The 18851-nt window shown below is 40.6% G+C and carries 16 protein-coding genes; 1 reads left to right on the forward strand and 15 read right to left on the reverse strand.

Annotated features, from left to right (window positions below; translation table 11 throughout):
* Window positions 1-158: 158 nt before the first annotated feature.
* From IQ13_RS03195 to IQ13_RS03245, 11 genes are all read right to left on the reverse strand, one after another.
* The gene (locus IQ13_RS03195) at window positions 159-3557 is read right to left on the reverse strand and encodes a trifunctional glycoside hydrolase family 18/polysaccharide deacetylase/glycosyltransferase family 2 protein (protein WP_144884426.1); all 3399 of its coding nucleotides are present in this window, start codon (window positions 3555-3557) and stop codon (window positions 159-161) included.
* Between the two features lie 18 nt (window positions 3558-3575).
* Complete coding sequence (locus IQ13_RS03200; protein WP_144884428.1) at window positions 3576-4283, reverse strand: DUF1003 domain-containing protein; 708 nt, start codon at window positions 4281-4283, stop codon at window positions 3576-3578.
* A 79-nt stretch (window positions 4284-4362) separates the two neighbouring features.
* Entirely contained in the window at window positions 4363-6561 is a 2199-nt protein-coding gene (locus IQ13_RS03205; protein WP_144884430.1) for an ATP-binding protein, read from the reverse strand.
* Between the two features lie 355 nt (window positions 6562-6916).
* Window positions 6917-7606, reverse strand: a complete 690-nt coding sequence (locus IQ13_RS03210) for a hypothetical protein (protein WP_144884432.1) — start codon at window positions 7604-7606, stop codon at window positions 6917-6919.
* 103 nt (window positions 7607-7709) lie between these two features.
* Window positions 7710-8405 carry a LytR/AlgR family response regulator transcription factor gene (locus IQ13_RS03215; RefSeq protein ID WP_144884434.1) on the reverse strand — a complete coding sequence of 232 codons (696 nt, stop codon included), beginning with the start codon at window positions 8403-8405 and terminating at the stop codon, window positions 7710-7712.
* A 98-nt stretch (window positions 8406-8503) separates the two neighbouring features.
* Window positions 8504-10675: an alpha-galactosidase gene (locus IQ13_RS03220; RefSeq protein ID WP_144884436.1), complete on the reverse strand. Its 2172-nt coding sequence runs from the start codon at window positions 10673-10675 to the stop codon at window positions 8504-8506.
* A 337-nt stretch (window positions 10676-11012) separates the two neighbouring features.
* Window positions 11013-11735 (reverse strand): alpha/beta fold hydrolase, encoded by a 723-nt coding sequence (locus tag IQ13_RS03225; RefSeq protein ID WP_144884438.1) that lies wholly within the window; start codon window positions 11733-11735, stop codon window positions 11013-11015.
* Between the two features lie 68 nt (window positions 11736-11803).
* Window positions 11804-12649: a bifunctional helix-turn-helix domain-containing protein/methylated-DNA--[protein]-cysteine S-methyltransferase gene (locus tag IQ13_RS03230; protein ID WP_144884440.1), complete on the reverse strand. Its 846-nt coding sequence runs from the start codon at window positions 12647-12649 to the stop codon at window positions 11804-11806.
* Between the two features lie 134 nt (window positions 12650-12783).
* Complete coding sequence (locus IQ13_RS03235) at window positions 12784-13845, reverse strand: flavin reductase family protein (RefSeq protein WP_144884442.1); 1062 nt, start codon at window positions 13843-13845, stop codon at window positions 12784-12786.
* An 88-nt stretch (window positions 13846-13933) separates the two neighbouring features.
* Window positions 13934-14392 (reverse strand): VOC family protein, encoded by a 459-nt coding sequence (locus tag IQ13_RS03240; protein ID WP_144884443.1) that lies wholly within the window; start codon window positions 14390-14392, stop codon window positions 13934-13936.
* Window positions 14393-14402: 10 nt separating this feature from the next.
* Window positions 14403-14870, reverse strand: a complete 468-nt coding sequence (locus tag IQ13_RS03245) for a DoxX family protein (RefSeq protein ID WP_144884445.1) — start codon at window positions 14868-14870, stop codon at window positions 14403-14405.
* Between the two features lie 255 nt (window positions 14871-15125).
* On the opposite strand from IQ13_RS03245, the gene IQ13_RS03250 reads away from it, so the two are divergent.
* Entirely contained in the window at window positions 15126-15764 is a 639-nt protein-coding gene (locus IQ13_RS03250) for a hypothetical protein (protein ID WP_144884447.1), read from the forward strand.
* Here the strand turns inward: IQ13_RS03250 and IQ13_RS03255 are convergent.
* From IQ13_RS03255 to IQ13_RS03270, 4 genes are all read right to left on the reverse strand, one after another.
* Complete coding sequence (locus IQ13_RS03255) at window positions 15757-16365, reverse strand: Crp/Fnr family transcriptional regulator (RefSeq protein ID WP_144884449.1); 609 nt, start codon at window positions 16363-16365, stop codon at window positions 15757-15759. The genes IQ13_RS03250 and IQ13_RS03255 overlap by 8 nt on opposite strands.
* Before the next feature lie 268 nt (window positions 16366-16633).
* On the reverse strand, window positions 16634-18049 hold the full coding sequence (locus IQ13_RS03260; protein WP_144884451.1) for a hypothetical protein: 1416 nt from the start codon (window positions 18047-18049) through the stop codon (window positions 16634-16636).
* Window positions 18050-18170: 121 nt separating this feature from the next.
* Window positions 18171-18365 carry a hypothetical protein gene (locus tag IQ13_RS03265; RefSeq protein ID WP_144884454.1) on the reverse strand — a complete coding sequence of 65 codons (195 nt, stop codon included), beginning with the start codon at window positions 18363-18365 and terminating at the stop codon, window positions 18171-18173.
* 18 nt (window positions 18366-18383) lie between these two features.
* A complete protein-coding gene (locus IQ13_RS03270) occupies window positions 18384-18617 on the reverse strand; it encodes a heavy metal transport/detoxification protein (RefSeq protein WP_144884456.1) in 234 nt (77 codons plus the stop codon).
* Between the last annotated feature and the right edge of the window lie 234 nt (window positions 18618-18851).

Below are 18851 nucleotides of genomic sequence, written 5' to 3' on the forward strand. Positions count from 1 at the left end.
AACCTACAACTGTATTTACCGTGTGCGAATCGCAAATAGACCATCAGGCAAAACCTGTCGATGAAAACAATAAAACAAAAGTTGATCTTTAGATCAATCACATTTCACTTAATAAAAAAGCAGCTTTACAGCTGCCTCTCATTGTATAAAAGTGGGTATCAGGTTGCCGCTGTAACTGCAGCAACATGGCCTGTTCGTTTTAAGACACCCCACTGTTGGCTCTCGCCTTTTATTGCTTTTTTTATTGCTCTGAAAAGTATGATGTACATCAATTGCCGGTATACCAACCGTTGCGGAATAAGCCAAACAAGCTTTGACATTTTTTCCTTTTCAAATGCAAATGCGATGGCGCCTACCACTACATCAATGAGCAAAAACAAGAGATAAAAGGTGCCAATTTTGCCAAGACTATTTGTATCATGCCTGTTCCATATAAGACTTATTAGCAACATCAGGTCTGCAAGTGGCGCAAGTACCGGCAACAATATCTGGAACAGCAAAATGTTGGGCAATGCCATTAAGCCTAAACCTTTGTATTTGGGGCGAAAACAAGCATCCCTGTTTTTCCAAAAAGCCTGCATAATGCCGTAGCTCCAGCGAAACCGTTGTTTCATAAACTGGTTTAATGTTTCCGGTGCTTCTGTGATTGCGATGGCAGTTGTACAATTGACCACACGGTAGCCTTTACGCAGAATACGGATAGTAAGATCGCAATCTTCTGCCAACGTATCGGTAGTAAAACCTCCTGCCAGCTCAATGGCTTCTTTGCTAAACGCACCTATAGCACCAGGTACTACTGTAATACCATTGATGAGATCAAGCGCTCTCCTGTCGAAATTTTGTGCAGTAGTGTATTCAATGCTTTGCCATTTTGTGAGTAACGTATGTTGGTTGCCTACTCTTACATTTCCGGCTACAGCTCCTATTGTTTTTGCAGCACCAACCGTTTTTTGTGTCGTGAAAGGCTTCATCAAATGAAGCAATGCATCAGTTTTTAACTGTGTATCGGCATCAATACACACAACATACTCACTTTCAGCAAAACGAATGCCTTTATTGAGTGCCGAAGCTTTACCGCCGTTTTCTTTTGTAAGAATTGTAACTTTTTCGTTATGCTGAAATGCTTCTGTAACCCGTTGCAGTGTACTGTCTTTCGATCCGTCGTCGATAAACACAATCTTGAAATGCGGATAATCCTGCAACAGCAGATTATTGATTGTGCGTACAGCATTTACTTCCTCATTATACGCAGGTACGATGATGCTTACGGGAGGATATTGTTTGCTGTCAACATCAACAGGGCTTTTTTCTTCCTGCTTTCTTTTAAGTATGGCCATTACACCCATCATCACAATCTTAACTATGCCGAGAATGATCGCCAGCCAGAATGCACCTGTCAGTATCCGCTGCAGCCAATATCCTGCGCCTGCAACACGGTTGTCAATTTGTATTAACCCACTTTGAACAGAAGGCATCAATTGATCATGATTTGTATGCAGCAGCGAAGCAATTGAGGTGAAGGCGACTCCTCGTTTTTTAAAGTAATGGATGATGCGTGGTAATGCATCTACAGTTGCCTGTCTGTTTCCGCCCGCATCGTGCAGCAGTATAATTCCTTTCTCCGGATTTGCTTCGTACTGATGGATAACTCTGTTGTAAATACTGTCAGCTGTAATATGATCTTCCCAATCATTCGGATCAATACTTTCACCTACAGCGTAATAACTTTTTTGTTTGCTTATTGCAATCGGCTTTAATTCTACTTCCTTTGTTGGTTCTGCATCTGCATTAAAAGGCGGTCTGAAAAGCACGGTACTTCTGCCTGTAACAGCTTCAATCAATAAGCGTGTTGCTTCCATTTCGGCTACCGCACGTTCTGTACTTACTTCTGCAATATTGGGATGTGTGAACGTATGATTGCCGATTTCATAACCATCGGCTGCTAACTGTTTTAATAACGGCAAATTATTTTCGGCCTGTAATCCTACAACAAAAAAGGCGGCAGGTACTTTTTCTTTTTTCAGTATATCGATTATCTGCGGAGTGTATAAAGGATCAGGACCGTCATCAAACGTAAGTACAACCTGGTTATGAACGTTCCCATATTTTCGTATCACATACCTTGTTGGCAGCTGCACATATTGTTGCTCTGCAATAATTCCTTCTGCACTGTCTGCTTCAAGTTTAATTTTTCCCGGCTGTGGTGTAGTAATCACATTCAATACTTCTCCATCGCCTACATAGTCGGGGTGTTCTGTAGCCGCAGCAACAAATGCCAACTGTTTTATATCGAAAGGATGAAGTTTCAATGCTGCATCATCGAGGTTGCGACCATAAAACTTCCACAATCTTTCGTCCTCACTTCCTAAACGCCACAACGCCGTACCTGCGGTTTTATATTCATCTGCAAACCGTAGTGTATTAAAGTTTGTTGCAGCGTCAGTAAAATAAACTTTATGCGGTTGATTGTCTGCATCGGTATAGCTGTACTCATTATTATACGTGTCGTTATTAAAATCAATAACTGCATTGTATTGTTTTGCTGTAGCTAATGCCTGCTGATAGGTGATGGTAGCCGCTTCCTGTTGCTCTTTCCAATCGTAGCCATAACCAGCTATGCCCAGTATTATTTTTTGAGGCGATACTTCTGCTGCTGTTTTGTCAAGCATTTTTTCAATCCAGCGCTGACTGCTTACTGCGCCGGGTACACTGCTGCTGTAATGCTCATCGTAAGCCATCAACACCAGGTAATCGTTGTATGTTGCAAGGAGGGAAAGATTGAAATCATTGTTATCCGGCATAATATCCTGCGTTACCAGTAAACCCAATTTGTGCAGTTTGCTGTACAGTTCTTTCTGAAACGATACAGCGATCATATCTGACACTTCTTTGTATTCTTCAAAATCAATATTGATACCTTGTAAGTTATACTGCCTGCAATACTTAACAATATCGTTAATCAGGCGTTCTCTTTTTTTCCTGTCTGTAAGTATACGGTGGAGCAGATCGCCATCGAATACGCCTTCTCCTTTTTGATCGTTGGTATTGTTTATGAGCGGAATGATTTTTACATGCGCTTGCTGCATCAGTTTTAAAGCTGAGTAGTCAATTGATGGGCGAAGCGTATCGGTAACCGGATCAATAAAAAACCATTCCGGAAAAACCATGTTGAGGTTGCTGATGTTTTTCTGAAGTGAGTAAAACGATTGCGGATCCCAGTCTACATAAAATGCGGCACGTATATTTTCCTGTGATGTTGCTGCAGGTTCACGCATCAGTTGTTCATTGTATTCCTTCGCTTTCAGAAATGCGTCGAAACCTTTATATTTTTGAAGCTCTTTTTTTGTAAGCCCGGCGGGAGCCGACGGTTTTATTAATTTATGTTCTGCTGATTGACTGCTAAGCTCCGGTAGTGCTGGTTTTTTTTGCAATAGATAGGAAATGATCAAGGAGCAGATCATTAACAATACAATGAACATCGCACCACGTGATGTCCACAAAACCGCTTTCCATCTGAATGTTGATCTTGTTTCGAATACCTGTTTAGTCTGACTCATAAACACATGGTTTGATTATCAGGCGGCATTACTGCGTGCATTGAGTTCATCTATAAAATCCCGCATTGCATCGGCCTGCATTTGTTGAATTTCAATTAAACTTTCCTGCTGATGAATAATGAGGTGATCAATTTTTTCGTGTAGCATGCGTATTTCCAGCTCACTTTTAAGATTGACCATGTAATCGTTTTTTGCACGGTCACGGTCTTTTTCCTCCTGTCTGTTTTGGCTCATCATAATTACAGGAGCCTGGATAGCTGCAAGACAGGAAAGAAGTAAGTTGAGCAGAATAAACGGATAGGGATCAAATCCTTTGTTGTGAAGTGCAACAATGTTCAGGATCATCCAGCTTATAAGAAATAAACCGAAGAAACCGATGAACCGCCAGCTGCCGCCAAAACTTGCAATACGATCGGCCCAGCGTTGACCCCGTGTAGCTTCGTTCTTTACATCGCTTGCTTCGTCGGCAATAAGGTGGTTTTGGTTAATATTATCCAAAACTGTATGCTCCAGTTCGGTTAAGGTGCCAACTTCTTTTGCCAAAAGATTTTGAATATACAATTGCCGGTAGTAATTGAGTTCTGCAACTGCTATAAAATGGCTCTCGTTAAACTCCGGATGATCTTTCTGGATTTCTTTTAGCACCCCGTTTCTGATCGATTTACCGGATACACGTTCCGTTACTGAAAAGGTTTTGTGCGAAATGTCGCTGATGAAGTTCTGCATTGCTGTACATTGAACCATAAAGCTATTACAGCTTAACAGGATGTACTTTTTCAATCGTTGAACGGGCAGAAACTGTCGGTCAGCTGTTTGCTATACTTTGGTAAAACAGTTGTACCTCCTGCAGAGAATGCTTACATACTAATTGCAGGGCTGTATAAGTTTCGGTAAACTCTTTTTCATCGAGGAGATTATATTCCAGCTTGTCGAGTAGCGGGTCGAGCAACGGGTTAAGGCCCATAGCGGCGATGGTTGTTTTCAAACTATGCGCAGTTTGCTGTACTTCATTTGTTTTACCTTGGTTATACAACATTTCCAGTTGCAGCAATTGATCGGGTAACAGGCTCATAAACTGTTCTGTAATTTTTTTCTCGTACGTACGATTACCCATCCCCACTTCTTTCAGATAGTCGAGATTAATGTACGTATAATTTGTGGTAGTACCCGTTAACGTATTGCGTGCAGTTGGATTGTTATTGTTTGTTGGAACAAACTTTTTAATGAGATCAAACAGCAGCTCTTCACGGATTGGCTTGGAGATGTACTCGTTCATTCCGTACTCCAGGCATTTCTCCCGTTCACCCGTCATTGCGTGTGCAGTCATTGCAATAACCGGCAACTGCAGGTGCAATGTGTTTCGTATTTCCTGTGTTGTGGTATAGCCATCCATTTCGGGCATTTGTATGTCCATCAGCACAAGATCGTAGCTGTTCTTTTTCAATAGCTCAATTACTTCTTTGCCGTTTGCAGCTACATCGTACGCAATCTTTTTTTCATCAAACAAATACCGCAGTAATAGCTGGTTCATTACATTATCTTCTGCCACCAGTAGTTTTACCTGTTTCATTTCATCCGGTAACAACTGTTTTTGTTCAGGCAGAACAGTTGCAGAACGGTTGTCTGTAACAATCCGGAAAGGAAGTTCAATTGTAAACATGGTGCCTTCGCCTGGTTTACTTTTAACGGTAATGGAGCCGTTTTGAAGTTCCACCAGGTCTTTCACAATTGCCAGCCCTAATCCTGTTCCTCCATATTTGCGTGTTACTGAATCTTCAGCCTGCTCAAAACGTTCAAAAATTGTTTTCAGTTTTTCTTCTTCAATACCAATACCGGTATCTTTCACAGTAATAACCACGTTAACAGTAGTAGGTGATGTTTCTTTTCCGCTTACGTCAATTGTAATTATTCCTTTTTCTGTAAACTTAGCGGCATTGCCTGCAAGGTTCACCAATGCCTGTGTAAGCCTGGTTGCATCTCCTTCGAGTAAATCAGGCAATCGATCATCGATTGTTACATGCATCTGCACATTTTTTTCTGCAAGCCTTGGCTGAAACATAGCTTCAACAGAATGCACAACCAATCGCAAACTAAACGGAGCAGCTTCAATTCGTAACATCCCCGCTTCAATTTTCGACAAATCAAGAATATCGTTGACCACATGCAGCAAATTTTCACCTGAATGCTGAATGGTTTGCACATAAGCTGCCGATTCTGCATCGAGTTGTTTACGTTGCAGCAGATGCGTAAAACCAAGCACTGCGTTGAGTGGCGTTCGTATTTCATGGCTCATGTTTGCAAGAAAGTTTTCTTTCACTGCAGCTGCATCTCTTGCTTTTTTTTCCGATATATTCAACCGCTCAATAAGCGCCTGTTGCTGTCTTACCTTGTAAGTGATATACGTAAATATGAAGAATACTGAAGCAACGGCAATCAATGCAATGATTACGCCAAGTGTTTTTGCTCTTCGGCCATTACGATCGGCTTGTAAGGTAAAAGATGTGATAGCCAGCTGGTGTAAACCATCAATTTGTGAACAGGTGTTTTTGATAGCGTCAGTGATCAATTTGCTATCCTGGTTGTTGATCATGCGTTCTGCAGCAATCTTGCCTTGTAAACGAAATGTATCGAGAAGTGACCGATGGAATCGAATCCTGGATGTTACAAGCTGGTTGAGCCTGTTCAACAAAGGCTGCACAGAGCTGTCTGCAGTAAGTGTTGTTACTTTTTGAAGCGAAGTTGTAATTGCCTTTATTTCGGTATCAAGATGAGCCGGAGATATTCCAGCATCACTGATAACGGTGCCTCGGGCCTTGCTCTCCAATGCAGCTATATCTGTTTGCAGGCGTTGAAGATTCGCTTTTACTTCAAAGCCGTTGAGCATATTTTCGTTTCCGTTAATTAAACGGTCGATGCTGCGATTGGAATTGAATTGCAGAAAAACAATCAGCAGTATTGCTACTACGAAAATCGACAATAAAAAATATCGGAAACTGTGCTTCATGTAACTGTTATCCTAAATTACAATAAATCATTCATCAATGTGATGAATGTGAACGCATAACTCGTTGCAGAAGATTTGCCATCCACTTGATATCAACAATTACAAGCACGGCTGATACGATGGTTAGCCAAATGCCTTTATGCCTGTCGATGCTGTCTAGAAACAGGTAGGACAGCACCACCAACAGGATGGTGAGAAGTACAAATAATATAATCTGTTTTACATTCATAGTTAAAATAAAAGGGCCATATAGATATACAGCCCTGTAACCAAAACCTAGTTGTGAGAAAAACTAAACATTCTTCAATGCTGTATTATTCAATCAAAAAGCAACGTTTACTATTCGGCTGCAGCATTATTGGCTAACCGTATTGTTCCCGGCTTCATGTTTGATGTATGTTTCAATTGTTTCGGGGTTCATGTAACGTTCGGTAGTACTCTCCCCTTTTTTGGCATACTTCGACCCTCGCCAATTGGCCGTATGCATTGTTTGCCGCACATATGCACTCCATGCTTCAAGCTCTTTACCAAGTCCATGCCGGATGCACAACTCGTCGGTATGAAATTCAAACCGATCAAGATATGTGGGCGACAAGTGACCAATTAAACAACGAGCCGATTGGGCAAACGATTTTGTTGAAAAGTCTGCAACATGGCTCAGCTCATGCCCTAGTACACCAATTCGTGCTTCCTCCGGAAGTTTGTTTAAACTGATGGGTTCAATTGCTTTTGCTGTTTTGTTACTGATGATGATGACATAACTGCGGTGTTCTTTCGAACGAAACATGCTGAAAAACGAAGGCTTTGTTTTGAGTGTGCAGGCCGATTTGCGAAGCCTGAACGAAACAGGCACATCTTTCAGTTCCGGAAAATGCGCATACGCTGCAAGAATTTCTGTTTTGTAAGCGGCGGGAATTTTCCGGAGATGAGTCGGCTCTGTAGTGGCCTCAACTGTTGTTGCCGGTAATACAGTTTGTGCAGCAACCTGTCCTTCGAACAGACTGTTCAACAAGAAAAGAACGATTATTTGCTTTTTGAAATTCATATACTGTATTCAAAAGCAAACCTACTGCCGGGCGCCCGGAAACGAAGAGAGGATACGACGGAAACGTAAAATGAATCGGTGAAAGGGCAAAAAAGGCAGTTGGTTACAGGATGTTCATGCGCCTGTTGAGGGCTGCCCGGTAAGCATCGGCCACGGGTATAGGCTTTCCCTGAATGACCAATGCACCATCCTGTATGCTGTCAATCTTGTTCAGTGCAGCAATATACGAACGGTGAACACGCACAAATTTAGAAGCCGGTAACCGTTCTTCCACCGTTTTTAAAGTACTGTGAACGGCATAAAATTTCTGTGCTGTGTGAAGTTTAACATAGTCGCCCATTGCTTCAGCAAAGAGAATATCATCAATTTTTAACCGGCGGATAATATTAGAATCTCTGATAAACACAAATTCCTGATCCTCCACCTTCACATCTTCCTTCTTGCTGTTAATTACTTCTCTTGCTCTGTCAATTGCCTGTATAAAACGGGAAACTGTTACAGGCTTTACCAGGTAATCTGCAACATTCAGTTCAAATGCTTCGGCTGCATATTCCTTTTTAGAGGTGGTGAATATAATTACCGGGCTGCTCTTTGCAAGATTGCGTGTTAGCTCCAAACCGCTCATGCCGGGCATTTCAATATCCAGTAATAACAAATCAACAGTTTGTTCCTGCAGAAAATTATACGCTTCTACTGCTGTTGCACATTCTGCAGTTACCACAAGATCTTTCACCTGTGTTGCCAGCTGCGCCATGGTAGTTCTTGCAATTATGTTATCATCAACGATCAGGCAGTTCATACACTAAAGATATAACAGGAATAATTTTAAATGATAAGAAACAAAAAACGCTGTCAGCGATTATTTGTTTTTCTGTAAGTGTTAACAAACGTCTATCATCACTCAATAACAAACCAGGTATAGCTGTTTGCTGGTATTGTTACCTTTATTTCTACATTATACCCTCTGTCTAAATTATAGGTTTTAAAAGCCCCTTCTTTCTCCCTGATTTTTGCGGTGCTGCTTAAGCCTGTATAGTAAAGCGGTACTTTTATTGTTCGTACCACCGGTGTTACAGCTGGGTTGTACAGCATCATCAATCCTTTTTGTTTTAATTGTGGATTAACGTGTAGTATTCCATCCCAATCTCTTCCGTCGGCACGTCGCAAATGAATAATATCGCTGTTGAGTATTTCCCTGTATTTTTTATACCAATTAATAACGGCAATCACAGTGTGCTTTGTTTTTTCTGTATCATACAATCTCGGGCCTCTGTAACAAGCCTGCACGCCTGCTCCATAGTATTGCATCATCAATTGTTCATAGTCATCTAAATGATCGTTCAGCGGTTCAAGAACTGCCTCTGCATCTCCTCCCTGGTATTTCGTTAATGGTACAAATCCCCAGCCCATCGAGGGCGTTTTTTCCCATGTTCCATCATAAATATTCTGCCGGTTTAAAATTTTCTGTTGTGCTCTCGATAACGAAAAATTCACCTCTCTGTAACCTATTGCGATCTTATGTGTACCATCAAGGAAGTACCAGTCAGGAGCATTAATGTATACGCCTCTTTCATTTAACCAGCGGTATAATTCTTTTTGAATTTCCATCTGCTTCCATTGAGAATCGTCGAGCCCCTTATGCCCGGGATGTACAGTTGATGCGCATACATCGCCGGGATATGGACCATCATTTTCCCAAATGTCAAAACCTGTTTGCGTAAAGAAGTATTTTATTTTCTCACGATAAGCAAGTCCCCATGTACTGCCAAAGCAAGGAGCATTTCCAAAAAATGCTCCGCCGGGTTTTCCGGTTTTCGGATCAATCACATCATCTTCGTCGCTTATCCTTCGTGAACTGAATAAGGAATACCCTCCTATTTGTACATTCTTTTCGTGTGCATATTGTGCCAGTGTTTTCCATTTGTAAATATTTGCGGCAGAAGAATCTTCCATGTTCAGGTGGCTTCCAAAACTTAGTATCAACGCTTCATATCCGGTTGCAGCGCATTGATCAATGGCAGTTTTCACTTCCTCATCATTACGGCTTACTAAATGCATAAAAATGGGGTTAGCTGTTGTCCACGGTGCAATAACTCTGTACATTTTTCTGATTGCAAGTCCACGTCGCTCACGGTCGTAACTATCCATGAGCAATTCATACGATCGTACAGACGTGAACAGCTCATTTTGTTTTAATTCAATGCCCGGTGCTTTCTCGGGATATACTTCAAGGATACAAGGCGTTTCATAATTATAGTTTACCTGTGATGTATAGGTTCTATCGGTTTTCCAATGTAATGTCTGGTCACTGATGTCGTAACGCATTGCATTATTAAATGCATAATTGGTTTCAATATAAATTCCCTGTGGCTTTTTCATTACTTCAGGTTTGCCGACAACAGCACTTTCTTCTTCTACCACACTCAATAATTCATTCACCACTCTGTTTAACTTAAAAACGGTACTGCCTGTATTTTGTACAGTTACCCATTTTGTAATGAGTGGTAACCCGTCATATATTTCGTAATGCACATACACGTTCAAATCTTTTAATGCAGGTAGTACCGATTGGTATTGAAAAGAGATCATCTTGCCCCTTGGTTGCTGCTTATTGGTTGCCCACTGTGCAAGATTTCCTGTTGTCATTTTTTCTCTCCAGCGAACAAATGCTGAGATAGGTTGAATTTGAAAACCCTTGTATTGAAAATCTGAATCTTTTGTTGTAAATCCGTTCAGCCATTCGGATAACAGGTATGCTTTCTCTTTTTGCCCGTACACACCGCCTACATTGTATTCAATATCATTAATTACCAGCTTGGCTTCCGGACTAACGGCACGCAGTAGTTGCTGACCGGTAATAAGATTGCGGTAATCAATGCAAACCAGGTTTGCCGATACAGTGAATACTCTTTTGACTAAACCATTTTGTAATGCGATTTCTTTCCCGTTCTTACTGATTGCTATATCGGCCTTCTGTACAATTGGTTTTACTAACCAATCGGCAGTTTGTGCTTGTAAAAGCAACACAACATTTAGCAAAATAAGTACAGGTAATAATCTCTTTTTCATTGATGATTTTTTTATACGTTACCGGCTATCTTAAAACTGCATATTGGTATCAGTCTGTCTATAAAACTAAAAGCTTGAAGCTTTTGTTGACGTACATACCTTGAATAAACCTAGTAAACTTTGAAGCATGTAGCCAGACCAATCGTTTGCACAAATTTAAGGGATCAGTTGCAGGCATTCGCCATAGTCATTTTGACGAGGATCGTAGTTTTCATTCTAAGTTTCAAGGAATGCCGTCATTTTCATGGAATGAATTTCATCCTGTTTGGTTTTTGGAAATAAAAAAGCAGCTCATTCGAACTGCTTTTCGTATTACTCATATGATGTTCTTTTGTCACTACAGCGCTGCTATTTCTTCAAAAATTGCACAAAGCTCCTGCGGTTTGCTGAAGAATGGTGAGTGACTTGTTTGCATCCGGTACACTTTTTCGCAAACAGTTTCGGTATACATTTTCTGCTGAATGAAAGGCGTTACAGCACGGTCTTCGGTACATTCAATATAAAACCTGCGTAGCGATCCAAAGTTTGCATCTGTTAATTGTAAATGCGTAACTGCCGATTCGATCGGTTCGTGACTTAACAGTAGTTTTGCCAACTCAGTAATCGAATCATCGCAATCATGATACAAGCCTTCTTTATAAATTTCCGGTTGTAACGTATGGGCATTTAACTCCGGATACCTTGTAACATACGGTTTCAAAACACCATTTACATCCATTGCGGAATATTCAGCCTGTGTTTTACCGTTTGGGATTAAATATGCTGCCAGGTAAATCAGCTTTTCTATTTTCTGCGGACGGTGCTCTGCAACCTGCGAAATGATAATTCCGTTTTTGCTATGTCCAACGAGAATTACTTTTCCTTCGATGCTATCGATTAATTCAATAACTGTTTGGACAGTGGAATGCAGCTTTACCTCACTGATGGGTGTTTTATCTCTGCCCATACCGGGCAAATCAATTGCATACACTTTGTTTCCAGACTTTTCTAGAATGGGAATTACTTTGTGCCAGTTCCATGAACTATGCCAGGAGCCATGTATCAGAATAAATGTGTTCATTCGTTTGTTTTTTATTCTGTACAAAATTCCTCGATCGTGATAAGTGAGAAAACCCGAATCTTGCTGAGTTATTGTTCCAAATGTGTTTTCACTCCCTCCCAACCAATAATGGCCGTTTTTCTCGTAGTTCCCCACATGTAGCCTCCTGTTGATCCTGAGGATTGAATAACACGATGGCAGGGAATCAGGAATGCAACCGGGTTGCTGCCAATCGCTGTACCCACTGCTCTTGAAGCATTGGGTTTTTCAATTTGTTCAGCAATTGTTCCATAGGTTGTAAGCTTACCCATTGGAATTTTTAAAAGTGTTTGCCAAACCTTTAATTGGAAATCGGTTCCTTTGAGATGCAATTTTATTTGATTGAGCTTTGTCCAATCCTGTGAGAAAATGTGTAATGCATTTTGCTGAATGAAATCAACCATTTGCCTGAACCTTGCGTTGGGAAAATGGTTCCTCAATGCATCAAATGCAAGCAGCTCATCATCTGCAAAGGCCATATGACAAATGCCTTTTTGTGTTGATGCTACCAGGATATGACCGAAAGGACTTTCAGCAAAGCTGTAGTTAATATCAAGATTTTTACCCCCATGTTTAAATTCAGCCGGCGTCATTCCTTCTATGTTTATAAAAAGATCATGCAACCTTCCAGTGCCTGAAAGACCTGTTTCGTAGGCAGCATCAAATAATGTGGCTTGCTTTTCTTTTAAAAGTGATTTTGCATATTCCAATGTGGTGTACTGCAAAAACTTTTTCGGACTGGTGCCTGCCCATTCACTAAACAGCCGTTGAAAATGAAACGGGCTTAAATGCACTTTTTTAGCAACTTCATCAAGATTGGGTTGCGCTTTAAAGTTTGTCTGAATGTATGCAATTGCTTCTGCAATCCGGTCATATGTGATTTGCTGCTGCTTCATACCCTGAAAATTAGCTGCTGTAAATGTCGAGAGAAGTTTTGCATTGACAAACCCGAAACTTGCTGATTCTTTGTAAAAATTCCAATCGCACCAATTGTATATCGTTATTAGCTATTAAAGATTCGACTGCTTTTTCAGATGGATTCGTTTACTTCGACGGTAACAGCACTATCTAACGGATAACTCTGGCAAAGCAGAATATAGCCTTTGCTTACCTGTTCTGCTTGCAATGCATAATTCTGCCGCATGTACACATTGCCCTGTAATAATTTGCCGATGCAAATTCCACACGTTCCGTTTTTACAGGAGTATTGTACCGGCACATGATCTTCCAGTGCAACCTCCAGAATTGTTTTACCCGGTTCTATTTGCAGTAAATTGGTTTGCTCGTAATGATGCAGTAATACTTCCTGCATCATTGTTGGTAGCTCTGCCTTTTCTTCGTTTATAGGATGGAATGTTTCAGTAAAAATTTGTGCCTGTTCGATTCCTGCCGATTGTAACGACTCAACAGCCAACTGCATTAATCCGTTCGGACCGCAAATAAAGTATTGTGCATCACGGTAGGCTTCACCTGCGAACTGTTTAATTATTTTTTTCAAACGAATTCTGCTCAGTCTACCTTGTAAACTATTTTCCCCAAAAGAATCATTTGCAGAAATTTCTCTTGTAAATACGTTTATAAGATGGAAACGTTGTGGATACGCTTGACGAATATGCATCAGGGCTTTCCCGAAAATGACATCTGCTGCTGTTTTGTTTGAATTAATGAGCAGGATATTCACTTTTGTTGATAGCAGTAGATATTTCAACATAGAGTAAAGTGGCGTAACCCCACTTCCTCCTCCGATCAGCACAACCCACTCTCCGCTTTCAGCTTCAGTTGTTACATGAAACAATCCATGCGGACCATCTATTTCCCATTCCATAATTTCTTCCGCATGGCTGAGAATATAATTACTCATAATTCCACCCGCTACAGCCTTCACCGTTATGGCAGGATGTTCATCATGTTCCGGGGCGCTGCTTAACGAATATGAGCGGCTGATTCTTTCGCCATTTATAGAAAGCGTAAGATTAATAAACTGTCCGGCTTTAAAAGAAAACGAATCGCCCTGCGTATCAAAGATGATGGTAACTGCCTGTACTGTTTCCCTGATGATACAGACCGTTTTCCAGAAATACTGTTGTTTCACTTTTTTTAAACAAATCTAATCGTTCATGAAATTGATGATGTTACACTTTTACCACCGGTTTGTATATAATTTACCTTTGACAGCTTAATCATGCTTTGTCACCCATCCTGAGCCACTCATCATAAGGCAATACGCCGGCCTCGGGTCTTGCTTCACCTTCCAGTATACTGATAAACTCAAGCACGTTACCATCAGGGTCATCAAAATAAATGGCAACAGCAGGCATCCAGCAAAACACCATGGGCCGTTCCGTGCCATCATTTAAAAAATTATAACAACGAATATTGTTTGCGTGAAGGAATGATACTGATTCATGCAGTATCCAGTTCTTGTCACATGCAAATGCAAAATGCCTGGGACTAAATTCTGCTTCGGGCTTTTCCCAAAGCCCAAGCATAAATTTTTGCGGAGCACCTATCCAAAAGAAAGCGATCTTCCGCTCCTTTTCATAATGGCATAACTGCAAACCGGGTAATTGCTGATAAAATACAATTGACCTTGCCAGATCTTTTACATAAACATGTGTTTCATATAAACCCTTTATCATAAGCTGTTCTTTATTTTGGTTGTTTCAACCATGATTTTGATGCAACATAGTCAAAAGAAAATTTTCCGGCACCATTGATTACTAAAAGCAATGCTAACCCAATCACCAGTAAATGATATTCAAATCCTTCGCCTTTCTGGTTGCCATTCCAGTTCATAAAGAAACCATAATCAGCATGTGCCGTTTCAATCATCCCGATAAACATAATGATGTACGAAATTGCCAGCAATCTTGCTCCCGTACCTGTAAGTAATAATACAGCTCCTACAGATTGCAGCATAATAACAGCGAAAGCTACAATCCAGGGAAGACCAGCAACGCCTTTAAAATATTGCATACTTCCGTTAAAACCATAACCACCAAACCAGCCTAACAATAACTGTAAACCGTGTGGTAAAATAACACCGCCTAATGTAAGGCGCATCAGCAGACCGCTCACATGATCATTTGTGTTTGTAATTGTTTGTAAAAATTTCATACCTGTATTTTTTAGATCACAAATTTGGCACGTCCCATTACCGATAAAAATTAACTGGATTAAGTTTTTGCAAACGAACTGCCTTTCTTTTAAGAAGAAATCTGATTTCTTAAACCAGTTTATTTTTCAGGTTTGCAACAGCGATCATTTTTGTACTGTAAAGTTTTGACGCTGTCGGGAATAACCTATCAGGCATTTTTCTTTCATGCAAAAAGTTGTACACGCAGGATAATTAAAAAAGCTTTACAGACTTTTATGAAACGATTTTTACTTTCTCTTTCAGTAATGTTTGCAGCAGCTATAGCTAAAACGCAGCCTTTGATTCTGGAAGGTTTGGCTGGCGATCACTATTTATTCTATCAACATTTGATTGCTAAAAATTTTTCGGCTGAATCGGCTTTTGGTGTTATGCATATTGCGAATGTCAGCAGTTTTTACACATCCAATAAAAACAAAGAAGCGAAAGCTCCCGAGGTAATGAACCAGGCATACCTGACTGCAAAGCTCAACAAATCCTTAACGCTACTCACAGGCATTTTTTACAGTAATGCTACCGGTATTAGGGTTGCTGCCGGTTTGCAATATGCTGTTCCGTTTAAAAATGGTTTATGGGTAACGGTGCCGAGAGTAGATATTATGAACGGGGGATCTGCAGAATTGATGAGCGTGCTGGAACTGCAGCCGGCAATAAAAGAACACACAAAGCTATATTTCCGCATACAGGCGATGAGCAATGTTGGACCTTATCATCATAACCGCAGCTACCAGCGTGTGCGGTTAGGCATCACAATTAAAGGAACACAGGTTGGCGTAGGAATGAACCTTGATGAATATGGCAGGCAAACAAAAGTACATGTGAACACGGGTATCTTCTTGCGTAGGGATATCAGTTAATATTTTTTCGTTGCTCACGTTGTTTCAGAACAATTCTTTTTTTGATGGTACTCAGAAACTCCGGTGAAATACCAATATAAGATGCAATGTGTTTGGCTGAAATCTGTTGATCCATGTTGGGATAAGCCGTTGCAAAAGCAAGGTAACGTTGCTCGGCATCCATGCTTAATGTTTGCAGAGTTCGTTTATGAAATGCTGCATAGGCCCGTTGAATCAGCAAACGAAAAAAGCGCTCCATCTTGGGCACTGTATCATACAGCGTTTGCAGATCATCATACGAAAAAGAGAGTGTGTTTGTTTTCTCCAGCGCTTCGGTGTACATGGTTGCGGGTGTTTGTGTAATAAAGCTGGGAAAATCGCCCACCCACCATCGGCTGATGCCCAGTTGCACCACATGTTCATATCCCTCTGCATCAATAAAATAAACCCTGGCACTTCCTTCAGCAATAAAATTGGTATACCGGTTTACTTCTCCTTCTGTATTAATAAAATCTCCCCGTTTAAACGGACGTTTAATGACATACTGCAGTATTTCCCGCTCCTCCTCTGCAGTTAGATGAACGTATTGCTTGATGTTTGAAAGCAGCAGATCTGTATTCATGACTTAAATATAGTAATGCACAATGACTTTTCTACTATCCTCCAAATGAGTAATATCTTTTAAGCCGCCAAATGATTGTATTATTCGTGGCAAAGTGAAAATAATCAAAACATGATCCAATGATTTTGCTTCACCTGATAATTCTCATATTCTTTTGTTTTGCCAGTTTCCGATACATTCTATGACGTGTAACATTTCAGCAAATAAAAAAAGGGATTGAAAACAATCCCTTTGCATGCCGATGAAACATCAGCGATCAATCCAAAACTTACTGATAACGGAAAACTTTTTTTATTCTGAACAGATGTTGCTGTGATGAATATCCTTTATAACTGATATATGCTTCTGCCGGATAACCATCTGCATCGTACACATATTCGTATTTGTAAGGTATATTTGAAGGAATTGCACCTGCATAGTTCTTCGAGGTAACCAGCAAATTGTTTTTTGAGATGTTACTGAAATACAAATCATCGTAACCTAACTGATGGTAAGGGTTAATAAATACATCATAGGCATAACTTCCAGCTTCGGCACCACCGGTTGACGATTGTGCCCGATCTTCTACCCTGTTACCGTTAACAATTTTCATCGTATACAGCATGCTGTTGTTATTACTAAAGAGATAATCTACACGAATTTCTTTGTCGCCATTTGCAGTGCCATAGTTAACAGCTGCACCGGTTTGTTGATCGTAGCTTTTGTTGTAGATCGAACGAATTTCCCCATTCGTTCTTGTCATTGCTGTATAGCCGGTAAGCGCCTGAACGGCATCGTAGCGATAAACAGTATCCCATGCATCCATTTGTGAATAATGAAACTGGTATACAAATGTGAGCGGCAATCCTGATACCTGCAACGACTTTTGATAATAGCGTATCGTCTGCAGTTTGTTATGTTGATTATAAACATATTCTGAACGACTCTCCGCTGTAACGGCGTAAGCATTGTCAATAAAAACCGACTCTTCCATTAAACGTTTGGCAGGTCTGCTACTACTGAATGTAATCAGCATATTATCATTTAACGCTGCACGGGTGTATTGTTTTTGTATGCTGGTATTCCATTTGTTTATACTAAAAGTATAGGAAGCATATTCCTGTGGTACCTGTACATTGGTGAGTCCTTGCCGCAGATTAATTTCACGTAACCAGCGCTCGCCATTTGCTTTTACTGCTTCCAGTTTAAGTGTACCCGGTAAGCTGTCGTATACAACTGCTCCAACTGTAACCTGCAGATGTGTTTTGAGTGTAAGAAAAGCTTCAAAACCAAAATCGGTGCCGGTATAGCCAAATAATATTGGTGATTCGGATTGAATAACCGGCAATACCGAAACCGTTAACGGGTTTGTTCCTTTCGCTGTAATGGATACTGGTAAAGGCAGTGTTGCATTTACAAGTACAGCTTTGGCCGATTGGGCCTGAGGTGTTGCAAACAATGCTGTGTCAGTCGATTTTACGACGATCAGTTTACTCAGCTTATAACTTTTCTTTTCCAGCTTAATCTTTTCGCTGATATATTGCTGGTTGCTTGTTGTAATTGCTACTTTCCGGTTGGTAATAATTGAGTCACCATTCTCGTTCGTAATGCTCAAAATGGCATACATGCCGCCCTGCGATGATGGAATACCGGCGAAGTTCAGTTGCAGGTACGAAGTCGTGTCGATGGGCTCGGGGCTTGGCATAACGGTGTCAACCGTTTTACGGCATCCTGTCGCAAGCATAAGGTAAACGACAGTGATAAAAGAAATGTACTTTAAATACATGTGATAAGGTTTAATGATGAATGTGTATTGGTTAAATTGGTTAATGAACGAGATAATAATCTTCAACTGCAACCGAATAGATGCCTGTTTTTGTTGAAGCAGCAGGAGCTGTTCGTATATGTGCACGCTGTACCTGTTGCTGTTTTACCCAACGGTTTGTACTTGTGTGAACAACCATTGCAGTTAATGTAACTGAACAGATGAATAGCAGAGAAACGGTAATAGTTGTGTACATAATGATAAGTTAATGATGTTAATAAATTGCGTAGAAGTCTTCGATGTTAACGGCCATGAAACCTGCTTTGTGAATGGCATCGAGCACCTGGGTTTCGTTAACAATGCCTGGTGCGTATACCTTTAGTGTATTCTCTGCTCCTGCAATATCGAGTTGCCAGTTGGTTGAACCGATTGTTGCATTGAGCAAAGGCGTAACTCGTTGCAATGCTGATGCATTGTTGATGTTTGTTTTGAATGTAATCAGCTCCATATATTCGTTATTAGATAATTAAAACGCTGGTTTTTGTCTCTTCACCCAATAATTGCTCAAAATTTACTCGCCTTAGCTCTCTAGTCAATTTTTATCAGAACACAAAAATCGAAATTACCCGGAAGCTGGTTCTTGGTGTTTACCAAGATTTTCAGCTGTCTGTCTTATCTGGCTAAATAAACTGAAGAATGCTGTTTAAATTCTTGCTGCCCCAGCCTTTCGATTTTTGTTGTA

This window comes from Lacibacter cauensis, assembly GCF_007830055.1.
GTDB lineage: Bacteria > Bacteroidota > Bacteroidia > Chitinophagales > Chitinophagaceae > Lacibacter > Lacibacter cauensis.